This window comes from Shewanella sp. SR43-4 (assembly GCF_014163845.1).
GTDB classification, from domain to species: domain Bacteria; phylum Pseudomonadota; class Gammaproteobacteria; order Enterobacterales; family Shewanellaceae; genus Shewanella; species Shewanella vesiculosa.
Map to the genome: position 1 here is coordinate 372840 of NZ_JACJEB010000001.1, position 23590 is coordinate 396429.

General features: G+C 41.3%; 24 protein-coding genes. 16 read left to right on the top strand and 8 right to left on the bottom strand.

Annotation, left to right across the window (positions count from 1 at the left end; translation table 11 throughout):
* The first annotated feature begins 564 nt into the window (after positions 1 to 564).
* From H5123_RS01680 to H5123_RS01710, 7 genes are all read left to right on the top strand, one after another.
* Positions 565 to 1014, top strand: coding sequence for a hypothetical protein (locus tag H5123_RS01680; protein ID WP_182696806.1), 450 nt, complete (start codon positions 565 to 567; stop codon positions 1012 to 1014).
* A 94-nt stretch (positions 1015 to 1108) separates the two neighbouring features.
* Positions 1109 to 1915 (top strand): alpha/beta fold hydrolase, encoded by an 807-nt coding sequence (locus tag H5123_RS01685; RefSeq protein ID WP_182696807.1) that lies wholly within the window; start codon positions 1109 to 1111, stop codon positions 1913 to 1915.
* A gap of 81 nt (positions 1916 to 1996) precedes the next feature.
* Positions 1997 to 2200 (top strand): hypothetical protein, encoded by a 204-nt coding sequence (locus H5123_RS01690; RefSeq protein ID WP_182696808.1) that lies wholly within the window; start codon positions 1997 to 1999, stop codon positions 2198 to 2200.
* 540 nt (positions 2201 to 2740) lie between these two features.
* Positions 2741 to 4303, top strand: a complete 1563-nt coding sequence (locus H5123_RS01695) for a peptide MFS transporter (protein ID WP_182696809.1) — start codon at positions 2741 to 2743, stop codon at positions 4301 to 4303.
* Between the two features lie 299 nt (positions 4304 to 4602).
* A complete protein-coding gene (locus tag H5123_RS01700; protein ID WP_182696810.1) occupies positions 4603 to 5061 on the top strand; it encodes a nuclear transport factor 2 family protein in 459 nt (152 codons plus the stop codon).
* 13 nt (positions 5062 to 5074) lie between these two features.
* Entirely contained in the window at positions 5075 to 5536 is a 462-nt protein-coding gene (locus H5123_RS01705; protein WP_182696811.1) for a DUF1499 domain-containing protein, read from the top strand.
* Positions 5537 to 5794: 258 nt separating this feature from the next.
* Positions 5795 to 5986, top strand: coding sequence for a DUF3185 family protein (locus tag H5123_RS01710; RefSeq protein WP_124015207.1), 192 nt, complete (start codon positions 5795 to 5797; stop codon positions 5984 to 5986).
* A 149-nt stretch (positions 5987 to 6135) separates the two neighbouring features.
* Here H5123_RS01710 and H5123_RS01715 read toward each other — a convergent pair whose 3' ends face one another.
* Together H5123_RS01715 and H5123_RS01720 are read right to left on the bottom strand one after the other, a co-directional pair.
* Positions 6136 to 7899 (bottom strand): flotillin family protein, encoded by a 1764-nt coding sequence (locus H5123_RS01715; RefSeq protein ID WP_182696812.1) that lies wholly within the window; start codon positions 7897 to 7899, stop codon positions 6136 to 6138.
* 97 nt (positions 7900 to 7996) lie between these two features.
* The gene (locus tag H5123_RS01720; protein ID WP_182696813.1) at positions 7997 to 8632 is read right to left on the bottom strand and encodes a YqiJ family protein; all 636 of its coding nucleotides are present in this window, start codon (positions 8630 to 8632) and stop codon (positions 7997 to 7999) included.
* A gap of 369 nt (positions 8633 to 9001) precedes the next feature.
* On the opposite strand from H5123_RS01720, the gene H5123_RS01725 reads away from it, so the two are divergent.
* A complete protein-coding gene (locus H5123_RS01725; RefSeq protein WP_182696814.1) occupies positions 9002 to 9745 on the top strand; it encodes a sulfite exporter TauE/SafE family protein in 744 nt (247 codons plus the stop codon).
* 139 nt (positions 9746 to 9884) lie between these two features.
* Positions 9885 to 10514, top strand: coding sequence for a flavin reductase family protein (locus tag H5123_RS01730; protein WP_182696815.1), 630 nt, complete (start codon positions 9885 to 9887; stop codon positions 10512 to 10514).
* Positions 10515 to 10747: 233 nt separating this feature from the next.
* On the opposite strand, the gene H5123_RS01735 is transcribed toward H5123_RS01730, so the two are convergent.
* A complete protein-coding gene (locus H5123_RS01735) occupies positions 10748 to 11254 on the bottom strand; it encodes a glycine cleavage system protein R (RefSeq protein WP_182696816.1) in 507 nt (168 codons plus the stop codon).
* 639 nt (positions 11255 to 11893) lie between these two features.
* Here H5123_RS01735 and H5123_RS01740 point away from each other — a divergent pair.
* A complete protein-coding gene (locus H5123_RS01740; RefSeq protein WP_124015213.1) occupies positions 11894 to 12490 on the top strand; it encodes an acetate uptake transporter in 597 nt (198 codons plus the stop codon).
* Positions 12491 to 12547: 57 nt separating this feature from the next.
* Here H5123_RS01740 and H5123_RS01745 read toward each other — a convergent pair whose 3' ends face one another.
* Entirely contained in the window at positions 12548 to 13066 is a 519-nt protein-coding gene (locus H5123_RS01745) for a hypothetical protein (RefSeq protein ID WP_182696817.1), read from the bottom strand.
* 4 nt (positions 13067 to 13070) lie between these two features.
* A complete protein-coding gene (locus H5123_RS01750) occupies positions 13071 to 13868 on the bottom strand; it encodes a helix-turn-helix domain-containing protein (protein WP_182696818.1) in 798 nt (265 codons plus the stop codon).
* A 464-nt stretch (positions 13869 to 14332) separates the two neighbouring features.
* Here H5123_RS01750 and H5123_RS01755 point away from each other — a divergent pair, with 464 nt between their 5' ends.
* A complete protein-coding gene (locus H5123_RS01755; protein ID WP_182696819.1) occupies positions 14333 to 15154 on the top strand; it encodes a cytochrome C in 822 nt (273 codons plus the stop codon).
* A gap of 7 nt (positions 15155 to 15161) precedes the next feature.
* On the top strand, positions 15162 to 15734 hold the full coding sequence (locus H5123_RS01760) for a hypothetical protein (RefSeq protein WP_259395566.1): 573 nt from the start codon (positions 15162 to 15164) through the stop codon (positions 15732 to 15734).
* 219 nt (positions 15735 to 15953) lie between these two features.
* On the opposite strand, the gene H5123_RS01765 is transcribed toward H5123_RS01760, so the two are convergent.
* Entirely contained in the window at positions 15954 to 18047 is a 2094-nt protein-coding gene (locus tag H5123_RS01765) for a prolyl oligopeptidase family protein (protein WP_182696820.1), read from the bottom strand.
* A gap of 332 nt (positions 18048 to 18379) precedes the next feature.
* On the opposite strand from H5123_RS01765, the gene H5123_RS01770 reads away from it, so the two are divergent.
* On the top strand, positions 18380 to 18658 hold the full coding sequence (locus H5123_RS01770) for a peptidylprolyl isomerase (protein ID WP_182696821.1): 279 nt from the start codon (positions 18380 to 18382) through the stop codon (positions 18656 to 18658).
* A gap of 132 nt (positions 18659 to 18790) precedes the next feature.
* Here H5123_RS01770 and H5123_RS01775 read toward each other — a convergent pair whose 3' ends face one another.
* The gene (locus tag H5123_RS01775) at positions 18791 to 19513 is read right to left on the bottom strand and encodes an arginine N-succinyltransferase (protein WP_182696822.1); all 723 of its coding nucleotides are present in this window, start codon (positions 19511 to 19513) and stop codon (positions 18791 to 18793) included.
* Between the two features lie 368 nt (positions 19514 to 19881).
* Between H5123_RS01775 and H5123_RS01780 the strand changes: the two genes are divergently transcribed.
* Both H5123_RS01780 and H5123_RS01785 read left to right on the top strand, forming a co-directional pair.
* Entirely contained in the window at positions 19882 to 21453 is a 1572-nt protein-coding gene (locus tag H5123_RS01780) for a S41 family peptidase (protein ID WP_182696823.1), read from the top strand.
* Positions 21453 to 21839, top strand: a complete 387-nt coding sequence (locus H5123_RS01785; RefSeq protein WP_182696824.1) for a hypothetical protein — start codon at positions 21453 to 21455, stop codon at positions 21837 to 21839. Before H5123_RS01780 ends, H5123_RS01785 begins: the two co-directional genes overlap by 1 nt.
* Before the next feature lie 148 nt (positions 21840 to 21987).
* On the opposite strand, the gene H5123_RS01790 is transcribed toward H5123_RS01785, so the two are convergent.
* Complete coding sequence (locus H5123_RS01790) at positions 21988 to 22725, bottom strand: hypothetical protein (protein WP_124015224.1); 738 nt, start codon at positions 22723 to 22725, stop codon at positions 21988 to 21990.
* Between the two features lie 279 nt (positions 22726 to 23004).
* Here H5123_RS01790 and H5123_RS01795 point away from each other — a divergent pair, with 279 nt between their 5' ends.
* Positions 23005 to 23256 carry a DUF2999 family protein gene (locus tag H5123_RS01795; RefSeq protein ID WP_124015225.1) on the top strand — a complete coding sequence of 84 codons (252 nt, stop codon included), beginning with the start codon at positions 23005 to 23007 and terminating at the stop codon, positions 23254 to 23256.
* Positions 23257 to 23590: the final 334 nt, after the last annotated feature.

Sequence of the window (23590 nt, forward strand, 5' to 3'; positions counted from 1 at the left end):
CCTTTTTTGTGATAGAATCAGCTTTTTTGATTACTGCGTAATTACACGAGAATTTTAATGTTTTCAGTTTGTGTTAATTCATTCTATACATAGTTTATGTATTCATTTAACGCTATATGCCGCATTACTAAATGTAATTCTGTGTAATCGTTGAGACATACATGCTGACTTTATTTATTGAGAAATAGTTACTCGAAGTATTGAGGTACTTTTCTATATAAGCCATTATTTACTGGCTAGATTGCGCTTAACCGAATGAACTGATTTATATACAGGTATAAATAGATTTAGCTTAATTACAATGAAACTACTCATTAGGTAAGCCTAAAGTCGTAATGTAGATTTATTTCGGAAAGTATAATTGATTGATAATATTGCAAATAAATATTATCGCTTGTTTTTCAAACGACATTAACGCACAACCTCGGTTGATTTGGGAATATTGAGAGTATTTTATCACTTTACATCAAAGACATAGAAAATGTAGGATGATATAAATCAATAACTTGAATAGCGGACTTTATCGGGCGAGCCGTTCAATAATCTGTTATGCAAAGTGGGTAAATGACCAAATTTTGGATTAATCATAAAATCGATATTGTCATTTTAGCTGTAATACTTTTAAGTATATCGGTTTGGTTTTTTCATGTCTGGTCAGATGAAAATATCGAAGAAATAGATTTAAGTAATAGCGCTATCTCATGTGAACTAAATGGAAAGTTTAGTACCTATTCAGTTCGATTTTCAAAAAATGGCACAGACTATTTCATGACTAAAAAATACAATTTTTGCGAATTGTACAGAGATGAAATACGTGGTAAATCAATAAAGGGGGAGTACCTTAAAGGTAATCACCTGTTGAAAAAGATTGAGGTCGATGGTGCTAGCTATCATGAGCAGTTAGCACTTAGTGCTTACTTTTCTGGCCTACTATTAGCATCGCTCTGCTGGGTATTTATTCGACCCCCCATAAAGTGGGTTGCACTTAAAATGCATAACAAGACTCTAAATTAAGATTTACCATGTCTGTCATACCATTTGCTGAGCAAATCGCCCGCCAGCACATGGTTCACTTATTAGAAGGGCGTTAGTGTTTTGAGGAGCAGATTTGAAATTCATTTCATTAATTGGCATTGCATTATCATTCTCAATAGCGGCACAACCTAACCTGATTAACGTTAATGAGTTTCAACTTGAATACGAAGTTGCTGGGCAGGGTAAGCATACCGTTTTATTGGAAGCTGGTGGTGGTGCAAGCATGTCTGATTGGGATACTGTTTTCAACCGAATAGCAGAGCATGCAACGGTCATTCGCTATTCTAGAGTTGGTAATGGCAAATCAACAGTTATTAAGCGTCATTTTACGTCGAATGATTATGCAGACTACGCTAGTGAACTTTTAGTTAATTTGAATATTAAACAGCCTGTCATTTTGGTCGCTCATTCATATGGTGGCAGCATCGCAAGAGACTTTGCAACTGCTTATCCAAAACAAGTAAAAGCGCTCTTATTGTTAGATCCGTCCTCTGAACATGATGTTGATATATTGCGGGCCATTGATTTAGAAAAAGCGAACCGAGAAATTGCTCAAATCAAGCTAGATGATGTGGCTAATGGTATGTCAAACCAATATCTCGATTTTTGGAGTAAAAGACCGCTTCCTGATTATCCACAGATCAAAGATATACCCGTAACAGTTATTGCCTCGGTCAGGAAAACAAAGAATCCTGCTAACTTGTTTTTTACCGATGAAGGCAGAAAAATGTGGGGGGAACTGTGGCAAACTTGGGCTGGTGCATTTCCACAGGGGAAAACTGTTCTAACAGAAAAAAGTGGCCATTTTGTTCAGGTGGATGAACCTGAGTTAGTTGTAAATGAGCTTTTAGCCTTGATGCAAAAGCTGGACAAACACTAACAAGTAAAGGCAACTGACGCGCATCGTGCAGCTGCTTTAAGCATTATGTTTTTTGTAGTTTCAATTAAAAAGGAGTTTATTATGGGAGGTATAAGTATTTGGCAAATTTTGATTATTCCTGTTTTTATAATATGGATGTTACCTTGGATACTAGCTTTAGTTTCTAAGAAAGCAAAAGGTGCACAGAAAGTAATTTGGTTTCTAATGTCGTTTTTTATATCCTGGATAGGATATTTTGTTTATTACTTTGTTGTAATCAAAGAACTCCCAGAAAACAACACATAACAAGAGACTATGGCTCAATAACTATAACTATAACTATAACTATAACTATAACTATGATTCAGCTTTAGCATTTCTGACTGAACATCATTTTTCTAGTGATCGAAATAACAGTTTGATGTAACAATTTACTCATTCAATACTCTTACAGCTCACATATACAGGCGTCTTGGAAATAGGAAACACCTCCCCCTATTCGCCGCATTAAAGACGAAGGGCTCATCAGCAATGATGAGCCTTTTTTCATTTGGCGAAAGATAGGACTTTTAACCCATGGGTTCCTTTTTATGTAAGTAAGCTATCCCTCCGCCACATTTATCGAGAGAGCTCAGTTGTGAACATTGTTTTTTGGATTGAGCCATTTGAGTCCAGAAGTTTCTATCTATTAAAATTGAACCAACAAAAACCTTAAGATTAACTGAAATTGAAAAGTTGATTTGTAACAAAATCTGTTTTTACCATTATCTACCATTGGTTTGCTTTGGTTATCGCCTTATACTTTTGAGCTCAAATATTAAAACAACAATGTTGGAAGCAAGCGATATGACTATTGGGACTGCTCCGGTAAGTAAAACACATTCATTTATGACTGTGTCCCTTATTGAATTATGGGAACGCTTTGGCTATTACGGCATGCAAGCGCTGATTGTGTACTTTATGGTGCAGCGACTTGGCTTTGATGACTCTCGCGCGAACTTAGTGTGGAGTGCCTGTGCGGCGCTCATTTATGTATCACCGGCGATTGGTGGCTGGGTTGGGGATAAGATCCTCGGCACCAAACGCACTATGCTCCTCGGTGCAGGGATTCTGTCTTTGGGTTATGCGCTGATGGCCGTACCCACTGAAAATACGTGGTTTATGTTTTCAGCACTCGGTGTGATTGTAGTCGGTAACGGTCTGTTCAAACCAAATGCGGGTAACTTAGTTCGTAAGATTTACGAAGGTGATGACTCTAAAATCGACAGTGCATTTACCATCTATTATATGGCGGTAAACGTCGGTTCGACCTTCTCTATGTTATTGACACCTTGGATTAAAGATTACGTTAATGCCGAGTATGGTAACGAATTTGGCTGGCATGCGGCCTTTGCCGTGTGTTGTGTCGGTATTTTGGTAGGTTTAGGCAATTATGCACTCATGCGTAAAAGTTTAGCCCACTTTGGTTCAGAGCCTGATACGCGCCCAGTAAACAAAAAAAGCCTTGCCATCGTATTGGCGCTAGCTGCGTTGTCGGTTGTCGCTTCGGCCATTATTCTTGAATATGAAGCGGTTGCCCGTGTCTTCGTTTACGCCGCTGGTGTAGCGGTATTGGCAATCTTCTTTCACTTGATCCGCACCAGCGAAACCAGTGAACGAGCAGGACTGATTGCAGCGCTGATCCTCACAGTGCAAACCGTGTTCTTCTTTATTTTCTATCAGCAAATGTCGACTTCATTAGCGTTGTTTGCCCTGCGTAATGTGGACTGGGATTTCCAATTCTTTGGTACTCATTTATGGACTTGGTCGCCAGCCCAGTTCCAAGCATTGAACCCATTATGGATCATGGTATTAAGCCCTGTACTTGCGTGGAGTTATTCGTGGGCGGGTCGCAATAATAAAGACTTCTCTATCGCGGCGAAATTTGCCCTCGGTTTTGCAGTAGTGGCAATAGGCTTCTTTATCTATGGCTTTGCCGATCAATTTGCCGTCAATGGTAAAACCTCTTCATGGATCATGATCTGGGGCTATGCCTCATATTCTTTAGGTGAATTGCTGGTGAGTGGCCTTGGTCTTGCGATGATTGCCCGCTACGTGCCAGCGCGTATGGGCGGCTTTATGATGGGAGCCTATTTCGTCGCTTCTGGTATTTCACAGTATCTGGGCGGTGTGGTTGCTAACTTCGCCAGTGTGCCAAAGGATTTAGTTGATCCACTGCAAACCTTACCTGTGTATACCAGCCTATTTAATAAACTGGGTATCGCAGCCGTGGTTTGTACCTTTATCGCCCTTGCCGTATTACCGCTGATGCGTCGCCTGACGGAGACTCACAACTCACATAACACAGTTATTGATGATGTTGGTGACAGTGCAGCAGCATCGCTACGTGATGTAAAAGCCGAGCAGTAATGCCGAGCTGATAAAGCTTTATTGAATAAAAATCAACTGCCGATAAGCCATGCTCGTCGGCAGTTTTTTTATGACTTCATTCATCTAAAAAACCCTACCGTCATTAAATCGGCCTCTTTCCCCTGTAAATTGTCATAAAAGGCTATCGTTACTTAACCTAAAAGCCGTTATGTTAATGTCCTAAAGGTTGGCGGCGATGTTAGCCGGCCAATAATATTAAGCTCAATGTTATGCTGTCCGAACTCAACATTAGTACATATCCTGAGTTCAGGTGACTTACTCTTAAGGAGTCGATAGTAATGAAAAAAATCTACTTAGTTTTATTAACCTTGGTTTCGATGTCATCGGTCGCAGATGATGGCGGCTTAGCTGACCAAATGAAAGCGCTTGATACCGCGGTGTTTGACTCATTTAATCATTGTGAAAATCCTGAAGAACTGCAGAAACATGCGAGCTACTTTGCCACTGATGTCGAGTTTTATCATGATAATGGCGGAGTAACCTGGGATCGTGACACCATGATCGCCAATACGAAAAATAATGCCTGTGGCCATTACACTCGAAAGCTGGTTGAGGGCTCTTTTAACGTCCACCCGATTAAAGATTTTGGGGCGATTACCGAAGGGGAACATATCTTTTGTCACAATAAAACCAACCAATGCGAAGGTAAAGCTGACTTTGTCATGGTTTGGCGTAAAGTAGACGACAAATGGCAAATAACTCGAGTATTAAGTTACGGTCACCGTGAAAATAAATAAAAGGATATTAATAATGTACAAACAGATTTCAATTATCACACTCAGCATGATGCTGTTAATGGGCTGCTCTGGCACTGTACCGACCTTAGGCATCAATAATAGCCAATTGACCCCCTGCCCTAATTCGCCAAACTGCGTTAATAGCCAACAAACCTCCGCAGATGAAGAGCATGCTATCGCACCGCTGTATTTCACCGGCACCCAGCAGCAAGCACAAGTACGCCTGTTACACATACTCAAGACTGCAGAGCGTGCCAATATCGTTGTGGTTGAGGACGATTATATTCGCGTAGAGTTTACCTCGCAGATAATGCGCTTTGTCGATGATGTGGAGTTTTACTTCCCATCAACCGCAGCGGATAAAATAACCATACATGTTAGATCAGCTTCGCGTATTGGCAGTTCTGATTTTGGGGTGAATCGTGAGCGAATAGAAAAAATCAGAGGTGAATTTAATGCCTTTAAACCACAATAAAAATTATCAAGGTCATTTATAGAGGTATTGATACAGCCAGCAATGACTTAGCTTATAGCGGTATTATTTGAACGACAATAAACTCGATACATGCGAGCATTTATCTGCTCATTAACGAAAACTATCTGTAAATGTACCTTTTAAATGTCCATTTTTTCGTTTGCAGCGTCAGTCTTATGGCTAATAATAGAGGCTATTAACATTGGTCTATTCAACTAGGTCCATCAAGGGTAACGTCATCAGACGTCTGGAGTAAGAATGAATAATAAAATTATCGGAATTGTGCTTGTCATTGCGGGTATTTTTTTAGCTTTGTGGGGCTACAATATTTATGATTCAGCGAGCTCTCAATTTACTAGGGCATTAAGTGGTGATACACCGATAGAAGCATGGGCAGGAATGGCAGGGGGTATCATTTGCGTGTTAATTGGTATCACAAAGTTAAAGTAAAGCCATTTTACCCGCGTTACTGATTTATGGTTTATCGCGGTGTGATGCTCATCAGTCAGGTAAATAATAAAAAGCGTCTATTGACGCTTTTTATTATTAATAGAGCAAGATAACAACACTCTGTTATGTAAACCCACAGGTTAATCAGCTTATTGGGCTGGATTAACCCCAGGGGTAACTTCATCGACACTAAAGTCTGTTTTGGCCGATTGAATGGCATTAATCGCTTCAGATGTCAGTGTATTATTGCCTGTCAGTAGGTCGTTTAAATTACCTGACTCTGCATTAACTAGCCCCAACTCGCGCAGCATGGCATCGACAACAGGCGCATTGGCACGATAATTTAATGCCGCGGTTGTCACTTGCTCAGCAATACCGCCTTGCGATGGGTGACTCTCACCATTACCAAACTGATTACCCGTACCATAGCCTTGTAAAATCTTAATGCCTTCAATGTTTTCCAGTGGTTTAACCGCTTGTGCGACAATTTCAGGTAAGGCTTTTAATATCGCTAATGATCTTTGTAAGGCAATTTGTTCGTTGCTCAGTACGTTTTCAGCTTCGTACTGCGCCCGCTTACCAGCCGCTTCTACTGCATAGATCTTCTCATCGGCTGAGGCTTTGAGCATCTTAGCGTCTGCACTGGCACGCGCTTCAATTAAAATGGCACTCGCTCTATCTTCCGCGGCAATTTTTTCTGATTCAGCTCTAACAGTAACACCCACTGCGTCGCGCTCAGCTTCTTTGCGGGCGTCAATAACTTCGATGTCTTTACGACGATTAGCTTCAGCAGTTTGGCGCGCAGTAATCACCGCCTCTTCTTTTTCTACCTTAGTTTTTTCCGCTTCTGCGGCGCGAGCACGGGCGGCAGACTCTTCTTCTGACTTAGCGGCTACGGCAATGCGTTTGTCTTGTTCTGATACTTCGATATCGCGTTGCTGCTGAATGCGTGACTGTTCAATAGACTTATATTTTTCAATTTCACGGGTTTCGATGTCTTTGGTTTTTTCAATTTCAGCGGTTTCAATTGCGCGCTCTTTAGCAATTTCGGCTTCACGCTCTTCGCGGGCTTTGTTTTCTTTTTGTTTAATGATTTCAGCTTTTTGATCGGCACGTTTAAATTCAAGTGACTGCTGCTGCGCGAGGCGTGCTTCTTCTTCCGACTTTTCAATCTCTAACGATTCTTTTTCCGCTTCAAGATTACGCTGTTCAATTTTGATGCGGTTTTCTTGTTGGATATCGTTGGTTTCTTTACGTTTTTCTTCAATGATTTTAGCTAGACGTGCCCGACCTTCGGCATCAAAAGCATTATTTTCATTAAAGAATTGCAAGTCAGTTTGATCAAAACCCGTCAGTGAAACAGATTCGAGTTCTAAACCGTTTTTCTCAAGATCGTTGGCGACATTATTCTGCACTCGCTGAACAAAGTCAGCGCGCTGCTCGTGCATTTCGGTCATGGTCATTTCAGCTGCCACGGTACGTAATACGTCGACAAACTTTGATTCCATTAATTTTTTGAGTTCTTCAACACGATTAGTACGAGTGCCTAAGGTTTGTGCCGCCATAGAAATCCCTTCGGCATTCGGCGCAACTCGTAAATAAAAGTCGGCTTTTACATCCACACGCATTCTGTCTTTGGTGATCAAGGCATCTTTCTGGTTTTTTTCGACTTCAATACGCAGAGTATTCATGTTGACCGAAATCGTTTCGTGCAGCACTGGCAGTACAATTGCGCCACCATCTTTAATGATTTTCTCACCGCCAAAGCCTGTACGCACAAATGCCATTTCTTTGCTGGCGCGTTTATACAGTTTGGCAAAAATAAGCCCTATTACAATCAAACCTAATATAACTAGGCCTGCAATTAATAAGATAAAGCTGCTTCCAGAATCAAAGCTTGTTAAGGTTTCCATTTAATGTCCTTTTAAATACAACAGAGTAATTCGATCATGTCAGCACAATGCAATGGCATGACCGTTTGAAAATATAGAGTGATTATTATTAAGTTAACTAAATTTGTGCAGCCGTCCACACCTTGCCTTTGCGAGCTAACAGTACAACTTCCGCGCCTCGGACAAATTCAATACCTAGGCGTTCTGGCTCAACTAATACATAGTGTTTTTGTTGAAATTCGTCACGTGCCACCGCCTCTGTAGGCATGCCTTTAACTGCACGCCCCTGAGTAATGGTAGCGACGCAACCGACAAGTGAATCAACAGAAATCGCCGAGGTTTCATTTTTAGGAAGAATATTAGCAACAGCATTGCCGAGGAAATGACTAGAAATAAGCGTAATAATAAACGCGATAGGTACAGTGATAAGTTGCGGCAGTAGTGCTGCTGAGATTTGTAAGCTAGTAAAGTTAATTACGTAGCCTGCAATCGCAAAGCTACTTAATATCAACACCAGCCAAATAAGCAGCGGTAAACGATCAAGGCACAACCAGCCCAATAAACCTGTCATGCCGGTGATAGACGTTTCAGCATCCATATCGACATCAGTATCGACTGATAACGAGTTGTCTAACGCGCTAAAAATGCTTAAACCAGCAATCATTGCGATAAGCTCAAACGTGCCCAACATGATCACTATTACCAGTGCAATTGAAAAAGGCACATTTCCATGAGCGCTCAAAAATGCCAGCATTGTTCCTCCATTAACGATGTGAATTCCATTTATTCGTAAATTATCACGTTATTTTGCAATAGGATATCAGGCAATAGCGCTTTTCAACATAAAACTAAAATTAACCAACATTATTGTCTCACATCATAATAAGTTAATTGCACCCACAAGGGTAAATAGATAATTATTGATCAGTACAATATCGCCCTAGGGTAACTATTCGCTCAATTAGATCATCGCGCATTTCTCCTAAGTTGAGATTAAATATGCTATTCACCAGCTGAGCATATACCATTAGGCAGTGATATTATCTCTCCCTAATAATCCAAATTGCCAATTCTAACTATCTACTATTAATTGCCAATAATCATGATTGGCGCAGGAGTGTCGGTGTTAACAGATCCATTATTTTGGTTAGTGGCTATTCCAGCAGTATTAATCACAGGTATGTCAAAATCAGGTTTTGCTGGCGGTGCTGGCGGGTTAACAGTGCCGTTATTAGCATTAGCGATTAGCCCCGCAACCGCTGCGGCAGTGATGCTACCCTTGCTCGTTTATATGGACTTTTTAAGTGTACGCTCGTGGTGGGGGAAACAAAATACAGCACAACTGTGGATTTTATTGCCTGCTGCTATCGTCGGTATTGTGGTGGCTTATCTATTATTTGATCAACTTAATGAACAATACTTACGCGGTATACTTGGCGTGATTTCATTAGGGTTTGGCATCTACGGCCTCACATTAGGTGAATGGTCACAACGAAAACCATCCGCGCTAATTGGTAGAATGTGCGGCACCATTGCAGGCTTTACCAGCTTTGTTGCCCATGCGGGAGGACCACCATTAAATGCCTATCTGATCCCACTGCGTTTAGCTAAAACAGAATACTTGGGAACTGCCGTAGTGTTTTTTGCAGTGATAAATTTAGTTAAGTTAATTCCCTATAGTATGTTGGGGCAAATTAACCTGAGCAATTTATTAATCTCGGCATCGTTAGCGCCTATCGCTTGGATTGGCGTAAAATTGGGACTACGCATCCAGGATAAATTTGACGAAAAACAGTTTAAAAAAATCATTCTTAGCTTAATGATCATCGTTGGTTTGCGATTACTATGGACGGCATTTAACCCGTGATAGTAAAGGTCACCATTAGGCTAATAAAGTCATCATATGGATCTGATAGTATGAATTTAATGGGGCTGATTTACTGATATTATTGCCATTAACCTACTTGATACCATTAGACACGTTTAACAATAAAACAAGGTAAGATATGAGTACTGATAACCGCTACTTTTATGAACCAAGCAAAGGCCATGGTCTGCCACATAATCCACTCAATGCCATTATAGGCCCGCGACCAATAGGGTGGATTTCTTCTCGTAATGCTCAGGGCCAACGCAACCTTGCACCTTATAGCTTCTTTAACTGTTTTAACTATGATCCGCCAATTATCGGTTTTGCCAGTGTTGGCTGGAAAGACAGCGTGGCTAATATCGTTGAAACTGGCGAATTTGTGTGGAACCTCACTACCCGTAACCTAGCAGTACAAATGAATCAAACATCTGCCGCACTTCCTCATGGTACTGATGAATTTGAATTTGCCGGATTAACGCCAATAGCAGGTAATATTGTTAAGGCCGATCTTATTGCACAAAGTCCTGTTAGCTTCGAATGTAAACTGTCGCAATGCATCCAACTAACGGCAGCAAATGGTGACAAAATTGATAGCTGGTTAGTGCTCGGAGAGGTTGTGGCAGTGCACATTGACAAGCACTTACTCAGCGCTGAAGGTATCTACCAAACCGCATTAGCAGATCCGGTATTTAGAGCCGGCGGCCCATCGGCTTATTATGGTATTGCTGAAGAATTACGCTTTGATTTGCACCGTCCAACGGTGTAATTGCCGCAGAGTCTCATCAACCAGGTTGTCATTGGCAGCCTAGCTGATGGCGACACAGCCAATAAAATCGTCAATGCCGTCAATAAAGCATCACTGCCTTAACCCAAGGTAAAAGCAGTGATTAAAGCCAAGTACTGTTCAAAAAGCTACCGTCTTTCTCGCTATATGTTTATTTTCAATATGATGGTTTACATCTTGAGCTAAATCCATAGTGGACGTTAGTTCAAGGTATTTTAGTCTTCTATGCCGATGCGAATATTGTCGCTTAAGGTTTCAAGTTGAGAGACTAACAACGCGATGGTTACATTCTCAGGTAATCTTAACGTCATCTTGGCACTATATACCGTTTTGCCTAAACTGGTTACTTGTACACGGTAGCATTCTTGGTGATCAACACTGACATCAAGATCCGCTAAAATTTCATTAATATCATGAGTTAACCCTGAACGGTCACTGCAATCTAAAGTGAGCTTACACTCTTGAGAAAAATGTATCGATTCACTTTCAAATTCAGCATAGACAAAGGTTAGTTGGCTAAACTTCTGCTCTAATGTTTGTTTTAATAGCGTTTCTTTATCTGCATCTATCATCACCCGCATCATTGCAACAAATTGCCCATCGAGTTTAATGACTTTACTGGTCTCCCAACTTGCGCCAATTTCACGGCTTACCTGAGCAAGTGATTGCAAAAGATTGGGCTGTAAAGTCCCTAAGACCGTCGTAATAAACTTATGCTGCATATAACCTCCGATGATAAATAAACCAAAATAATGTTGGCCTATTTGATGTAGTTTTAGTTAACACCTCACCACAGACTAACTAGCAGTAGAAATTTAGTCTGTGGTCTGGGGCACAAATCACACGTTTGGTACAAAATAGGTCATAGATACTGACTTTAGCGCATTTATCCCATTCGTTAATTCGAGCAGAGGTTAACGATTAATTTGCAGTAAATATTGTTTTTGCAAGCCGCTACAAACTTAATCAGTTAGTGTTGCTTACGTCACAAATTAGCATGTTGCAGTAACGACTTCATTAGGCGATTTGACAACAGTTTAGCCCTATATTTGAGGCCCATCACAGCAATAGCAACGACTTGAATAATATCACACCAGTTGAAGGTGTTTTATGTATCTAATTGAATTTAAATAGTTTATTACTCGAATATTAATACACTTAACCCACCCACCGCACGAAAAAAACGCTAAGTTATTGTTTTTAAATAATAATATCTATCTTACTACTAACATCATGGCTCCCCTGTCACTTATTGCTACCCGCTGAAGCTTTCTCTAAAATGCGCGCCTTGCCCAATCGGGGTACAAATTAATCTTTAGCGACGTTATTTGGTCGTTATATTTTTCCATTAAGGAAACATCATGGTTACAAAATTAGCGAATCCTGCACCATTAGGATTAATGGGCTTTGGCATGACCACCATACTGCTCAACATTCATAATGCTGGCTATTTCCCCATTGACTCGATGATCCTCGCAATGGGGATCTTTTACGGAGGTATTGGTCAAGTGATTGTCGGCATAATGTGCTTTATGCGGGGCGATACCTTTGGTACTACGGCATTTACCTCATACGGCTTATTTTGGTTAACCTTAGTGGGGATTATTTTAATGCCTAATATGGGGGTAGCGGCCAGTCCAGCACACTTTATGGGCTGGTATTTAACCCTGTGGGGCACATTTACAGCCTTTATGTTTGTGGGTTCGTTACGCTACCCTCGAGCAAAACAAGTAATATTTGGCTCATTAACCATATTGTTTTTCTTACTGGCTGCGCGCGATTTTACTGATAATGCATTGCTTGGCACTATTGCCGGATTTGAAGGTATTTTCTGTGGTGCAAGCGCTATTTACTTTGCGATGGCGCAAGTGTTGAATGCCGAATACGGGCGTACTATTTTGCCCGTTGGTGAGTTAACGCACACCCCAAAAGTAAGGTTAAATTCGATAAAAGTATAAAAAATACAACACCTAATCTAACAGGCCGATACTAAGTCTCGGCCTGTTAGATTAGCTTTAATTGACCAAACGACACCCACATACGGTATTACTAGGCTGAAACAATACCACTGCATAGTCTTTTGCCTCATCACGTTCTAGCACCTGAATAGTTAATGAATGCATACCGTTCTTATTTAAATTAATGCCACTAACATACGATAGATACTCATAATGCTCTGGTTTATAAACATTTTTACTGCCTAAATACTCTTGTTTAGTGGTCACTGAAATATCATATATTTGCCTTTGAGTATCAATTCGGTTCACTTTTCCTGTCATCGCTAACGTTCCAGCTGAATTACCGGACAAATCGAAATAACGATAGTTAATTTGCGCCAAGCCATCTTTAGAGACCAAATCAACTAATAAGTAATGATTATGGTCTGCCTCGCCAGCTTGATGATTAAACAGTTCGGAACTGCAACTCAGCATAAAGTTTGGCGCCTTAGATGTGAGCGAGTAAATAGTCCCAATACAAGCCAGTAAACACAGCAAAATAACACTGTTGATGAGCCATAACCCTTTTCTTGCCATTATGCTAACGCCTCCAAGATTGATGCGAAGAGGCGATCTGGACTGGTGACGAATCACAAATACTCACCTGTTTGAGCCACTCTGGATTGATAAAACGCTTGGGTTGGCGCAAATCGCTAATTTTGATATTACGAATAATCGACTGGCCAAAATAGTCGCCTCTGAAGGTAATGTTCAGCACCTGCTTATCGTGAGATAAAGATAGAAAGACTTTATTCCATACTGTCTCATGACAATGTAATAGACTCTGAGTGAGCAGCTGCCCTTGAGCAATCAACAACTCATTATTGGTGTTTGAGGGCGAATATAAAATCATTTCAACTTCCTGACCAGAATCCAAGGTTACCGTGTCGATACTCAGCGGCATAGTCGGACTGATTGAGGGCCCAAGCCGATTAAACCACCATAGACTAAGCAGCAATACACTAAAAAGGCTTATGACAACCAGCAATACTGGTAAAGATTTGATGGTAAAACGTCTTCGTTGGTAACGGGTTTCTTTGCGGGCACGGTGATGTCTGAGCAAATAACCTTGACCTTTTACTGTCTCGATAAGCGTTTCATGTTGCGGCCCAAGAAATGAGCGCAATGTAAAAATAGCTCTGGCAACAGACGCTGAACTAAGATGTGAACCGTCTTTATGACCAGACTCTAATATAGGTTTAGCAACGACTTTGCCTTGATACTCGACTAATAATCTCAGTACATGTAACTCTGCTCTGGGAAGAGACCACACCAGACCACTTTCCTGATTGATCAGCTCACCTTTATCGCTATCAAACCTGCAATGGCCCAATTGCATACCAACTGCCTCAATACTTCACATAATGGCTAAAGTGTATGCAGAAAATCTTATAAAATCTGTGATCCTGCTATCTTCACGCTTTAATTCCTTATTCTTTGTAATTAATAGTGGTCAAGATTGATGTAATTGCGATATTTGTCACATCATTTCATACAGTTAATTTCAATAAATACTCAGATAAATGTACGTAAATCCTATAAATGATCAGACTTCTGTCACAAAAGACGGCTTTTTTTTGTGGCTAGTTAGTCTTCAAAGTTCAAGTTTATTCACTCAATTGAACATTATTTTAAAAGCCGTTTTATCTGGCATAAATCACACCTTTAATCGCCCCATTGCTTATCGTTAGGTCATCAAGTTGCTGTCGATATTCCGACCAGCAAAAATATGACAACAAGCCTAAGCCATAAGAAGTCATAGCGCTTAAACACAACAATAATGATGATATAAGGGTGATCAAAATGAGCATAAATCGACGTCAAGCATTAACAAAAATAATTGGATTAAGCACCGCCGCAGCCGGGGCAACCCTCTTAGGTACCTCAGCATTTGCTGCTACAGATGCAGATGGAAACTACCGTTTAGCGTTAGGAGAAAAACTCAAATATGCACCGTTAGATGCCATGGCTACTGCCAAGCTAGCCTATGAAACTGGCGGCGGTTGTATGCACCAAGTCTTTCACGCCATTGTGACTATGCTCGCGGTATCGGCCAGTATTGATGCTGACAAGTTTGCGACTATCCCAACAGCATTAGCCGGCTACGGCTGGGCTGGCGTGGTAGGCCAAGGTACTCTTTGCGGTAACTTAAATGCAGCAGGCATGCTGATCAACATTCTTGATGATATTAATGCCCAAAACAACGCGATTATTGGGGCTTCATTCCGTTACTATGAAACCAACGATTTGCCTTTATCTTCAGCTGAGTTCATTGCAGGAATAGGCTCCACAGCCGAAAAATCATTAGAAGTGGGGGCAACATCTATTGCTAACAGCCCATTGTGCCATTCATCCATTAGTAATTGGTCTGCGGCATCAGGAAAGCCTTTCGCATTAAAAGGTGAACGCTGTAAACGCCTATCTGCCACTATGGCTTATTACATTGTCGATCTATTGAATCGAGCTCATGGCGGCGAGGATATTTCGGTATTAGCAGAAGCGAAACCATCGGCGACAACCCAAGCATGTCAATCATGCCATGGTGTCACCGAAACGATGGGCTCTGCTGCCAGTGTGAAAAGCGACATGGAATGCACGACCTGCCATACCGGACATTACAATTAAGGAGCGCATGATGAATGTCAAATATCTTAGCGCCATATTAGCCAGTTCATTGCTAATCTTTGGCTGTAATAGTGACAATGATGACGATGTAGCGGTTATTGATCCCCCTGTGGTGGTTGTACCGCCAGTGGTGACACCGCCAGTAGTTGTTGTACCACCAGTTCTTGATGGCATTAGTATTGATGATGCAAGCAGCGTAATTGTTACCCTGGATACATTTAATGCTACCACTGGCTCGCTATTATTCACGGTCGCCAATAATGACGGCGAAGCCCTCATTGATGTAGCCAATTACGATATCGTCTATTTTGGCTTTCCTGATCCAGCATCGCTATCGATAAAACCTAAGGCTTGGAAACGTTGGCATGTCACCCAAAGCTATCAATGCGATGGTGCAGGAAGTGATAGTTGTAGCGGAACATTAGAAGCAACCGATACTGCAGGCAAATATACTTTTAATGTCAGTGACCTCGACTTACAAAGTAAAGCATCGGCCAATGCCGCAATGATTTATAAGGTTGCGATTAAAATTAAGGGCTCGCTTGCCAGTAATGCAATTGAATTGATAAGTGCAGATTAAGTCATCGTCATTTAGCCTCCCCCTAGCTAATGGCGAGAATAGCACCCTTGCAATTAGCTTCAGGCTATTTTGCCGCAGCACTACACTGCGGCTCTTTTTATCATAAAAGAGTACGACTGAGACATGCGGAGTTTCGAGCCGAGTCATATCAATGTCAGACACAAAAAAAGGGTTTCAGCACTGCTGAAACCCTTTTTACTCATCACTGAGCGACTATATTTAACGAAGTTGCTGCATTAAGTAAGCGTAAACCATTGAGCTTAACTGAGCGGCTTGGGTATTGTCGGCCGCGCCAGCATGGCCGCCTTCAATATTTTCGTAGTACAACACATCTATACCCATATCTTCCATTTTTGCGACCATTTTACGCGCATGTCCAGGATGAACCCGATCGTCGCGAGTTGAGGTGGTAAAAAACACTTTAGGGTATTTAACCCCTTGTTTTAAATTATGATATGGAGAATAGGTTTTAATGTATGCCCACTCTTCAGGAATATCAGGATTACCATATTCGCCCATCCAACTAGCACCGGCCAGTAATTTGTTATAACGCTTCATGTCTAATAACGGCACTTGGCACACGACTGCGTTATAGAGCTCAGGACGACGGGTAAAGGCCGCTCCCATTAACAAACCACCATTACTGCCACCTTGAATACCAAGATGTTTGCTTGAAGTAATCTTGCGAGCAATTAAGTCTTCGGCAATGGCTTCAAAATCTTCATACGCTTTATGACGATTTTGCTTCAATGCTGCTTGGTGCCAAGCAGGACCATATTCACCACCACCACGAATGTTAGCCAGTACATAAACACCGCCCTGCTCTAACCAGTTTTTACCAATAGTGGCCGAATAGGCTGGCAAACGCGACACTTCAAAACCGCCATAACCGTAAAGTAATGTAGGGTTACTGCTATCGAGTTTGATGTCTTTAGCCATCACCACAAAATAAGGTACATTAGTGCCGTCTTTTGACTTAACAAAGTACTGCTGGGTGACAAATTTATTAGCGTCAAATTGTTGCGGCATGGCTTTAATTTTATCGGCTTTTAAGCTCGCGCCATTTAAGCGATATAAACTGGCGGGTTCTAAAAAGCTGGTGTAATTAACAAAAAAGTCATCACTATCGCGTTCTACATCAAACACACTTAAGGTGCCATTGGCTTCAAATGGCACCGGCTTGCTTTGCCACTCACCTTTATCGTTTTGCATGTATCGGACGAGTTTACTTTTTACATCATCCAGCCAAGTCACAAAAATAGCATTCTGACTAAATGCTACTTGTGAAATTGAAGCGTGCGCAGTTGGCGATACCAGTTCACTAAACTCAGGTTTTTGCGCAATGAGCTTATCAACTGGCGTATAAACAATGGCACCTTGTTTGAACGTACCCTTTGAGGTGACTAAATCGCTTTTTAGCTCAATATATAGCTGACCTTTAAAGTAACCTTTCAAATCGGCATCTTCAGGAATAGGCAGCGACACTAACTGACTATCTTGATAGACATAATGTTTAGCGGTGTAGAAGGTTAAGCTTTCTGTGACGATATTGAGTGGGATTTTATCATCGAACATCACATAACCCGACACGGCTACTGACTTTTTATCCCCTCTAAAGACCAGTTTAGCGGCAGATAAAGGAGTGCCGCGCTTCCACAATTTAACCACACTTGGGTAGCCAGAGTCGGTCATGCTTTGCGCATCGCCAAAATCAGTACCAACAAACACAGTGTCTTTATCAATCCAGCTTAGCATCGACTTTGCTTCGGCCAACAAAAATGGCTTTTGAGCACTATCGACAAAGGCTTTCGTTGTTAAATCAAATTCGCGCACTTCAGCAGCGTCAGCACCACCACGAGATAATGAAACAAAACAGCGCTCGTTCTGTGGATATTGGCATTCAATACCCTTGAAAACCCAATTAACGTCCTCAGCTTTACCCAGGGCATCGATATCGAGTACGGTTTCCCACTTAGGTTCGGCTTTAGCATATTCTGCTAACGTAGTTCGCCGATAAATGCCACGCTCGTGGGTTTCATCTTTCCAAAAGTTATACAAATAATCGCCAATACGAGTTGCATAAGGAATACGGGCTTTATCGTTTAAAATATCTAAGCTGTTGGCGACTAATTTATCAAAACCTGGATAAGCCTTAATATGGGTAGCAGATAAGCTATTTTGCTGCTTAACCCATTCCATTGGCTTAGCGCCTTCAACATCTTCTAACCAAATATATTTATCTTCTTCTGCATGAACAGGTATTGCCATAGTTATCGCACTCGCTATACATAAGGGTATGATTCGCTTAAGCATTAAAATTTCCTTTTTGTTATGTGCTCGTCGTTTTTTACCAACTGATCAATACTGTAATCCATGTAATACTCAATTAGCTAATTTTCTGGCCACTCAGCGTCAGTTCAACGTGTTGTAGCTATAACATAATGAAAGACATCATTATTAGCATCATTAATATCAGCAAATTACAGTAATAAAACCTCAAGATTTAGGCATTAACAGGTCCAAACCTTACAATATTTGCCTATATTGGGATTGAATAGATCCATTAGTGCAAGGATCTACTGCCAATTTAGCTAATGAAACAGGTATAATAATCTGCTAATCACAGAGAAACTAAGACCGATATCATGGCCAAAACTGCAGCAGCATTACATATATTAGTGAAACACCAAACCCAAGCTGAAGACATCATCAAGCAGCTCAATAAAGGCGCCAAGTTTGATGTGCTAGCCAAAAAACATTCTAGCTGCCCATCAGCCAAAAATGGTGGCAACTTAGGTGAGTTCAAAAAAGGTCAAATGGTGCCCCCTTTTGATAAAGTCTGTTTCAATGGCGAGCTAATAACACCGCACCTAGTCAAAACAAAGTTTGGTTGGCATGTGGTAAAAGTACTATACAGAACATAATGTTAGCTGTGATAAGTATTCGCGTCACTCAACATGAGTGGGCTGAAAAAACGGTCAATAAACAATGAGCTTGATATTCAGGCTCACTGCTAACACCATACTTATAACATTGCTTTCAAACCGATATAGCATTTACTTTCGCAGTTTAATCGACAGTTCGCCATCACGAATCTGAATATTATCCACACCATCGGCAAAGGTATTCCAAAAACCACGGTCGCCAAACTCACTCACTAGATTGACGTTTTTCATGTTACCCAACCATGCATTGGGAATAGGCACACCCATTAAGCTCACGCCAACTAAAGCAACTACTGGGCGACCATTGGTATCTAAATGAATGTCCAACCCAGTATTAACCCGTAAGATTTCTCCAGCCATCAGTGGAAAGTCCTTAGGAATTGAAATCAGCAAGGTTGCACTGGCCAAATTGTCTGAAAAATCTATCGCAACCCGCTGCGCAAAATCAGGATTACGGCCAATCATTGAATTAACTTCTTTTTCGCTAAAAGTCACCAGGCGGTCGGCATCAAATTCGCGATATGCCTGCGGGGTTAGCTCTGCGTTGTTATTACCACGATTACTTGGTTCGCGTGAATTAGGTGATTGGCTCACTTGGCGACTAGGTTCAACTTGCCAACCAAGCTGGGTCAGTTTTTGATCCAGCTTTTGCTCTTCTTGGGCATTTAACGTTACAGGCGTTAATGGCGACGGAAAAATATAAGTGCGAATAATAAAAAACGTTAATCCAATTGTGACCAGCATAGTCACTAAAATAATTAACAGTAGTTTGATGCCAGATGCGCCATATTGCCGCTGGCGGGATACAGATAAATGCATAAGTGAAATTAGCATTGACCCGCCTTTTTTACTTTATATTTGTCGAACATAGTAATGATATCTCTGGTTAGGGCCGTTGAACTTTCAAAATGAAGTTGGCAGCCGCTTGTGGCAATTTTATACAAATGGAGCTTTTGACATCTAGTATATCTACATGAGTAAGCAATAAAACAGTAGCAAGAAACCACAAACACAGTACTAAGGTTGAACTGAACATTACAACCAGTAGCCGCGTATAGAAATATCATTACACTTCAAATAGCATGGTTTATCAATCTTAGTATTGCTCAAGAAACCGAGTTACAAATTAGGTCAATTGTAATAAAGTTGTCAATTGTAAGATTAAACATTAACCACGATATTTGAGTATATAAAGGATTATTATGCAGTTACTCTCAAGCAACACTCTCGCCCCATTCATTATCAGCGCCAGCCTGTTACTAACAGCCTGTGGCGGTGGCGGCTCATCAAGCGGCGATAACAATAGCAATACTGGCTCAACGTCACCTCAATGGGTTGCTGGTCAATTTGCTAACTACTCGACATTAGCCAATCAGTGCAGTGTCCCCTTAACACAAAAATTGTGGTTGCGGTCGTGGAGCGATGACACTTACCTTTGGTATGACGAAATTATTGATCGCGATCCGGCACCATATAGCGTTGCCGAGTATTTTGAACTACTTAAAACCGACGAATTGTCAGACACAGGCAACCTCAAAGATAACTTTCACTTTTCTATGCCGACAGCAGAATGGGAATTACTCAATGGATCTGGGGCCTCTGTTGGTTATGGCATGACGCTAAATTTACGTAATGCATCGGCAGGTGTGTCACGACAAGTGACTGTGGCCTTCAACGAGCCAAACACGCCGGCAAGCAATGCAGGTATTAGTCGTGGTGCCATTATTGTATCGGTGGACGGTGTTAGCGTAGCAAATGCCAATGATAGCGACAGTATCGATACTTTAAATGCAGGTTTATTTCCCGATGCCACTGGTAAACAAACTGTGTTTACCGTGCGAGATTTAAATGCCCAAACCGACCGCACAGTGACATTATCGGCAGGCACAATCGTATCAACGCCAGTGCAAAATACTAAAACCATTCAAACGACTAATGGCAAAGTGGGTTATCTACAATTTAACTCTCACATCGCGACGGCCGAAAAAGGCTTATACGATGCCATGACGTTACTGAGCAACGCACAAGTAGACGACTTAGTATTGGATATTCGCTATAACGGCGGTGGATTATTAGCACTTGCCAGCCAACTGGGCTACATGATTGCGGGTGATAACGCCACAACTAACCGGGTGTTTGAACAAACTAGCTTTAACAACAAGTACCCCAACATTAACCCAGTAACGCGTGAAGCACTCTCGCCGATGCCGTTTATTTCAGAATCAATCGGCTTTAACACTTCATTACTGCGCAGTGGATTATCGCTGCCCACGCTAAACCTTAAGCGAGTATTTGTATTAACAACCCCTGGCACCTGTTCTGCCAGCGAAGCCTTAATGAATGCCCTTCGCGGCATTAATATTGAGGTAATTCAATTGGGTGATACAACCTGCGGTAAGCCTTATGGCTTTTACCCAACCAGTAACTGTGCCACAACCTACTTTACCATTCAGTTTAAAGGGGTTAATGACAAAGGCTTTGGTGAGTATTCTGACGGATTTATACCATCAGCCAATCCTACCCTAGACAGTGAAGTGCCAGGTTGTGTTCTAGAAGATGATCTTGGACATGCTTTGGGTGATACCAACGAAAGACTTCTCAGTGCAGCATTGTTTTATCGCAATAATAACCGCTGCCCAGCGACGGCTTCAGCTGTAGCACGCGCGCCAGCTCGAGAATCCTTTGTCGATCCAGGCTTTATGTTGCAAGACACGCGCAACCAAAATGTACTGAAAAACAACCGTATTCTCACGCCATTGGCTTTGGAGCAATAATGCAAAAGCAATTCATTGGTATTCTGGCAGTATTGACAGTGAGCGGCTGTGGGGCGACAGCAAAAGAGGCGCCATTACCGTTACAAGCGGCAATGCTGACAAACCCTAGCAGCCAAACCCACGCTGAATTACAACAAGCGATAGCAAGCTTACTGGACGCCAGCAATGTATTAATCGCCGATAAGGCTTTTACTCAATACAGCCAAGAAGTGATTGAGCGTGCTCAGCATAAAGATGCTAACGGCTTATTGATCATGGGGCGCAGCACTGAAATTCCGGACGCAGTGCAACTGTTAAAACAAGGCGATAATTGCCTATTACGTCATGTACAAACCGGCAAGACGGTCAAATTATCGCAAGTACGTTGTCAGGTCGAGAAACCATAGCAGGTTGCTTATTGTACAAAGTTGATGGCTAATACCATTGATTAAAACTAACTAAAAAAGCCAGAACACATCTACATATGTGTTCTGGCTTTTTTTTTGGGACTATCGACTCTAGTTAATAACATGCAGCCTATCGATCATGCCGCAGTTAACTCATCAAGCTGTAAAGCCAATACCCGCCTTTTATCATGATGGCTAAGCTAGCCCCCATCATAAATAGATAACTAAATATAAAAGTCACCGAACCACTTGAAGGACCGGTATCATCCAAGCGAATAATGGCGACACTCATATAAAATAAGATAAAAAAGTTTATCACTATGCTCAAGATAAAATAGTCACCCACCATAGGTAACACGCCACCAACAACACTGCTGATAAACAACAACAAACTACTGAGATTATCCTTTGTGAAATATTTTTTCTCTATAATACGGACAAAAAACACTCCCAGCATAATCAAGAAGTAATACAGTGAACTGGTTAATGCTGAATAACCCCCTTGCGTGATATCAGTCAGCGCTATTGTATCGTCAACCTCAGTACTGCTTGAGTCGGGGAAGAAACCTGCAATCCAATGACCTATACCAAATATAATCAACCAAGCAAGCATAAATGAAACCAGCCCGCCGTAATCAATCGGATGACTGGCTTTACGATCCACTATCATTGCCAATAACAAACCGAGCAATGCTACGCCAACCAGCAAACTGAGTGCATACCAATATTGGTCTAAATAAAAGAAGGCAAAACTAGGAGAAATTACCAAAAAAGATTGATTAAACTCATTATCTTTGGTGGTTACGCCAGTATTTTTATAAAAGGCATAATATACAACAAGGGGTTGGAGCAGCACTAACACAGTGCAGAGGGTTTCAATATCCATATCAACGTCCGTAACAAATCCATATAAAAAGTAGTCTTAAATCAGCAAAGCAACACGCTAAAACGAGAACAGTATAAACACCGGAGTAGTAAACTCAATCATTTATCGAATGATGTAACGTATAAACGACACTCAGTTCAATCTTGCTAAGAGACTAACCAAAGTCAAAACCTGCTGAATCATTTTGTCAGTAAGATTGTGCAATCGCTATCTTGCCCTCTACAGACTAAATCATGATAAAATCACAGCTTACTCAATTAACATTTACAAGGTAACGCAATGAATCCTATTATTGCCATCTTCAAAGAACACAATATCAGTGACGTACAAATTAATGAGCTGTTCCAGACGTTAACTGAAAACCCATTTGCAGCAATGGCAACTATTGGTCAATTAGGCATTCCTGCGGAAAAGCTACAACAGCTAATGGGCATGGTGATGCAAAACCCAGCTTTAATCAAAGAAGCAGTTGTAGAACTTGGCTTAGATTTTTCTAAAGTTGAAGCGGCAAAAGCACAGCTACAACCATAAGCGCTAAGCTATTACAAAACGCATAAACAAAAACGGCCAGTATCTTAAGATGCTGGCCGTTTTTTGCTTTCATCGGTTTGTTACTAACGCGCTGCATAAACAGTTTGAATTGTCTTTTTATTTCAGAGTTCGAGAAATCGTAACTATTAAGTTCTTTTTCTATCGCTCTATAAGTTGGTGGGCTTCTATTAACTGCGGAAGTGAATTAGTTCAGCAGCAGATTCATATTGCCGTTTAACGAAACCCGACTTAACTTACTACCTTGCTCTGTGGAGTTGATTAATTATTGGAGCTTAGGAACGAGCGATTCCTTAGTTATACTTTCCAAACTATT

Excerpts from the sequence above, each read along its gene's own strand:
- H5123_RS01775 (WP_182696822.1), bottom strand. The coding sequence starts at position 19,513 with ATGCTAATTTCACTTATGCATTTATCTGTATCCCGCCAGCGGCAATAT.
- H5123_RS01760 (WP_259395566.1), top strand. The coding sequence starts at position 15,162 with ATGATGAATGTCAAATATCTTAGCGCCATATTAGCCAGTTCATTGCTA.
- H5123_RS01790 (WP_124015224.1), bottom strand. The coding sequence starts at position 22,725 with ATGGATATTGAAACCCTCTGCACTGTGTTAGTGCTGCTCCAACCCCTT.
- H5123_RS01750 (WP_182696818.1), bottom strand. The coding sequence starts at position 13,868 with ATGCAATTGGGCCATTGCAGGTTTGATAGCGATAAAGGTGAGCTGATC.
- H5123_RS01700 (WP_182696810.1), top strand. The coding sequence starts at position 4,603 with ATGAAAAAAATCTACTTAGTTTTATTAACCTTGGTTTCGATGTCATCG.
- H5123_RS01735 (WP_182696816.1), bottom strand. The coding sequence starts at position 11,254 with ATGCAGCATAAGTTTATTACGACGGTCTTAGGGACTTTACAGCCCAAT.
- H5123_RS01780 (WP_182696823.1), top strand. The coding sequence starts at position 19,882 with ATGCAGTTACTCTCAAGCAACACTCTCGCCCCATTCATTATCAGCGCC.
- H5123_RS01715 (WP_182696812.1), bottom strand. The coding sequence starts at position 7,899 with ATGGAAACCTTAACAAGCTTTGATTCTGGAAGCAGCTTTATCTTATTA.
- H5123_RS01730 (WP_182696815.1), top strand. The coding sequence starts at position 9,885 with ATGAGTACTGATAACCGCTACTTTTATGAACCAAGCAAAGGCCATGGT.
- H5123_RS01680 (WP_182696806.1), top strand. The coding sequence starts at position 565 with ATGACCAAATTTTGGATTAATCATAAAATCGATATTGTCATTTTAGCT.
- H5123_RS01770 (WP_182696821.1), top strand. The coding sequence starts at position 18,380 with ATGGCCAAAACTGCAGCAGCATTACATATATTAGTGAAACACCAAACC.
- H5123_RS01705 (WP_182696811.1), top strand. The coding sequence starts at position 5,075 with ATGTACAAACAGATTTCAATTATCACACTCAGCATGATGCTGTTAATG.
- H5123_RS01745 (WP_182696817.1), bottom strand. The coding sequence starts at position 13,066 with ATGGCAAGAAAAGGGTTATGGCTCATCAACAGTGTTATTTTGCTGTGT.
- H5123_RS01720 (WP_182696813.1), bottom strand. The coding sequence starts at position 8,632 with ATGCTGGCATTTTTGAGCGCTCATGGAAATGTGCCTTTTTCAATTGCA.
- H5123_RS01710 (WP_124015207.1), top strand. The coding sequence starts at position 5,795 with ATGAATAATAAAATTATCGGAATTGTGCTTGTCATTGCGGGTATTTTT.
- H5123_RS01695 (WP_182696809.1), top strand. The coding sequence starts at position 2,741 with ATGACTATTGGGACTGCTCCGGTAAGTAAAACACATTCATTTATGACT.
- H5123_RS01690 (WP_182696808.1), top strand. The coding sequence starts at position 1,997 with ATGGGAGGTATAAGTATTTGGCAAATTTTGATTATTCCTGTTTTTATA.
- H5123_RS01795 (WP_124015225.1), top strand. The coding sequence starts at position 23,005 with ATGAATCCTATTATTGCCATCTTCAAAGAACACAATATCAGTGACGTA.
- H5123_RS01740 (WP_124015213.1), top strand. The coding sequence starts at position 11,894 with ATGGTTACAAAATTAGCGAATCCTGCACCATTAGGATTAATGGGCTTT.
- H5123_RS01755 (WP_182696819.1), top strand. The coding sequence starts at position 14,333 with ATGAGCATAAATCGACGTCAAGCATTAACAAAAATAATTGGATTAAGC.
- H5123_RS01765 (WP_182696820.1), bottom strand. The coding sequence starts at position 18,047 with ATGCTTAAGCGAATCATACCCTTATGTATAGCGAGTGCGATAACTATG.
- H5123_RS01785 (WP_182696824.1), top strand. The coding sequence starts at position 21,453 with ATGCAAAAGCAATTCATTGGTATTCTGGCAGTATTGACAGTGAGCGGC.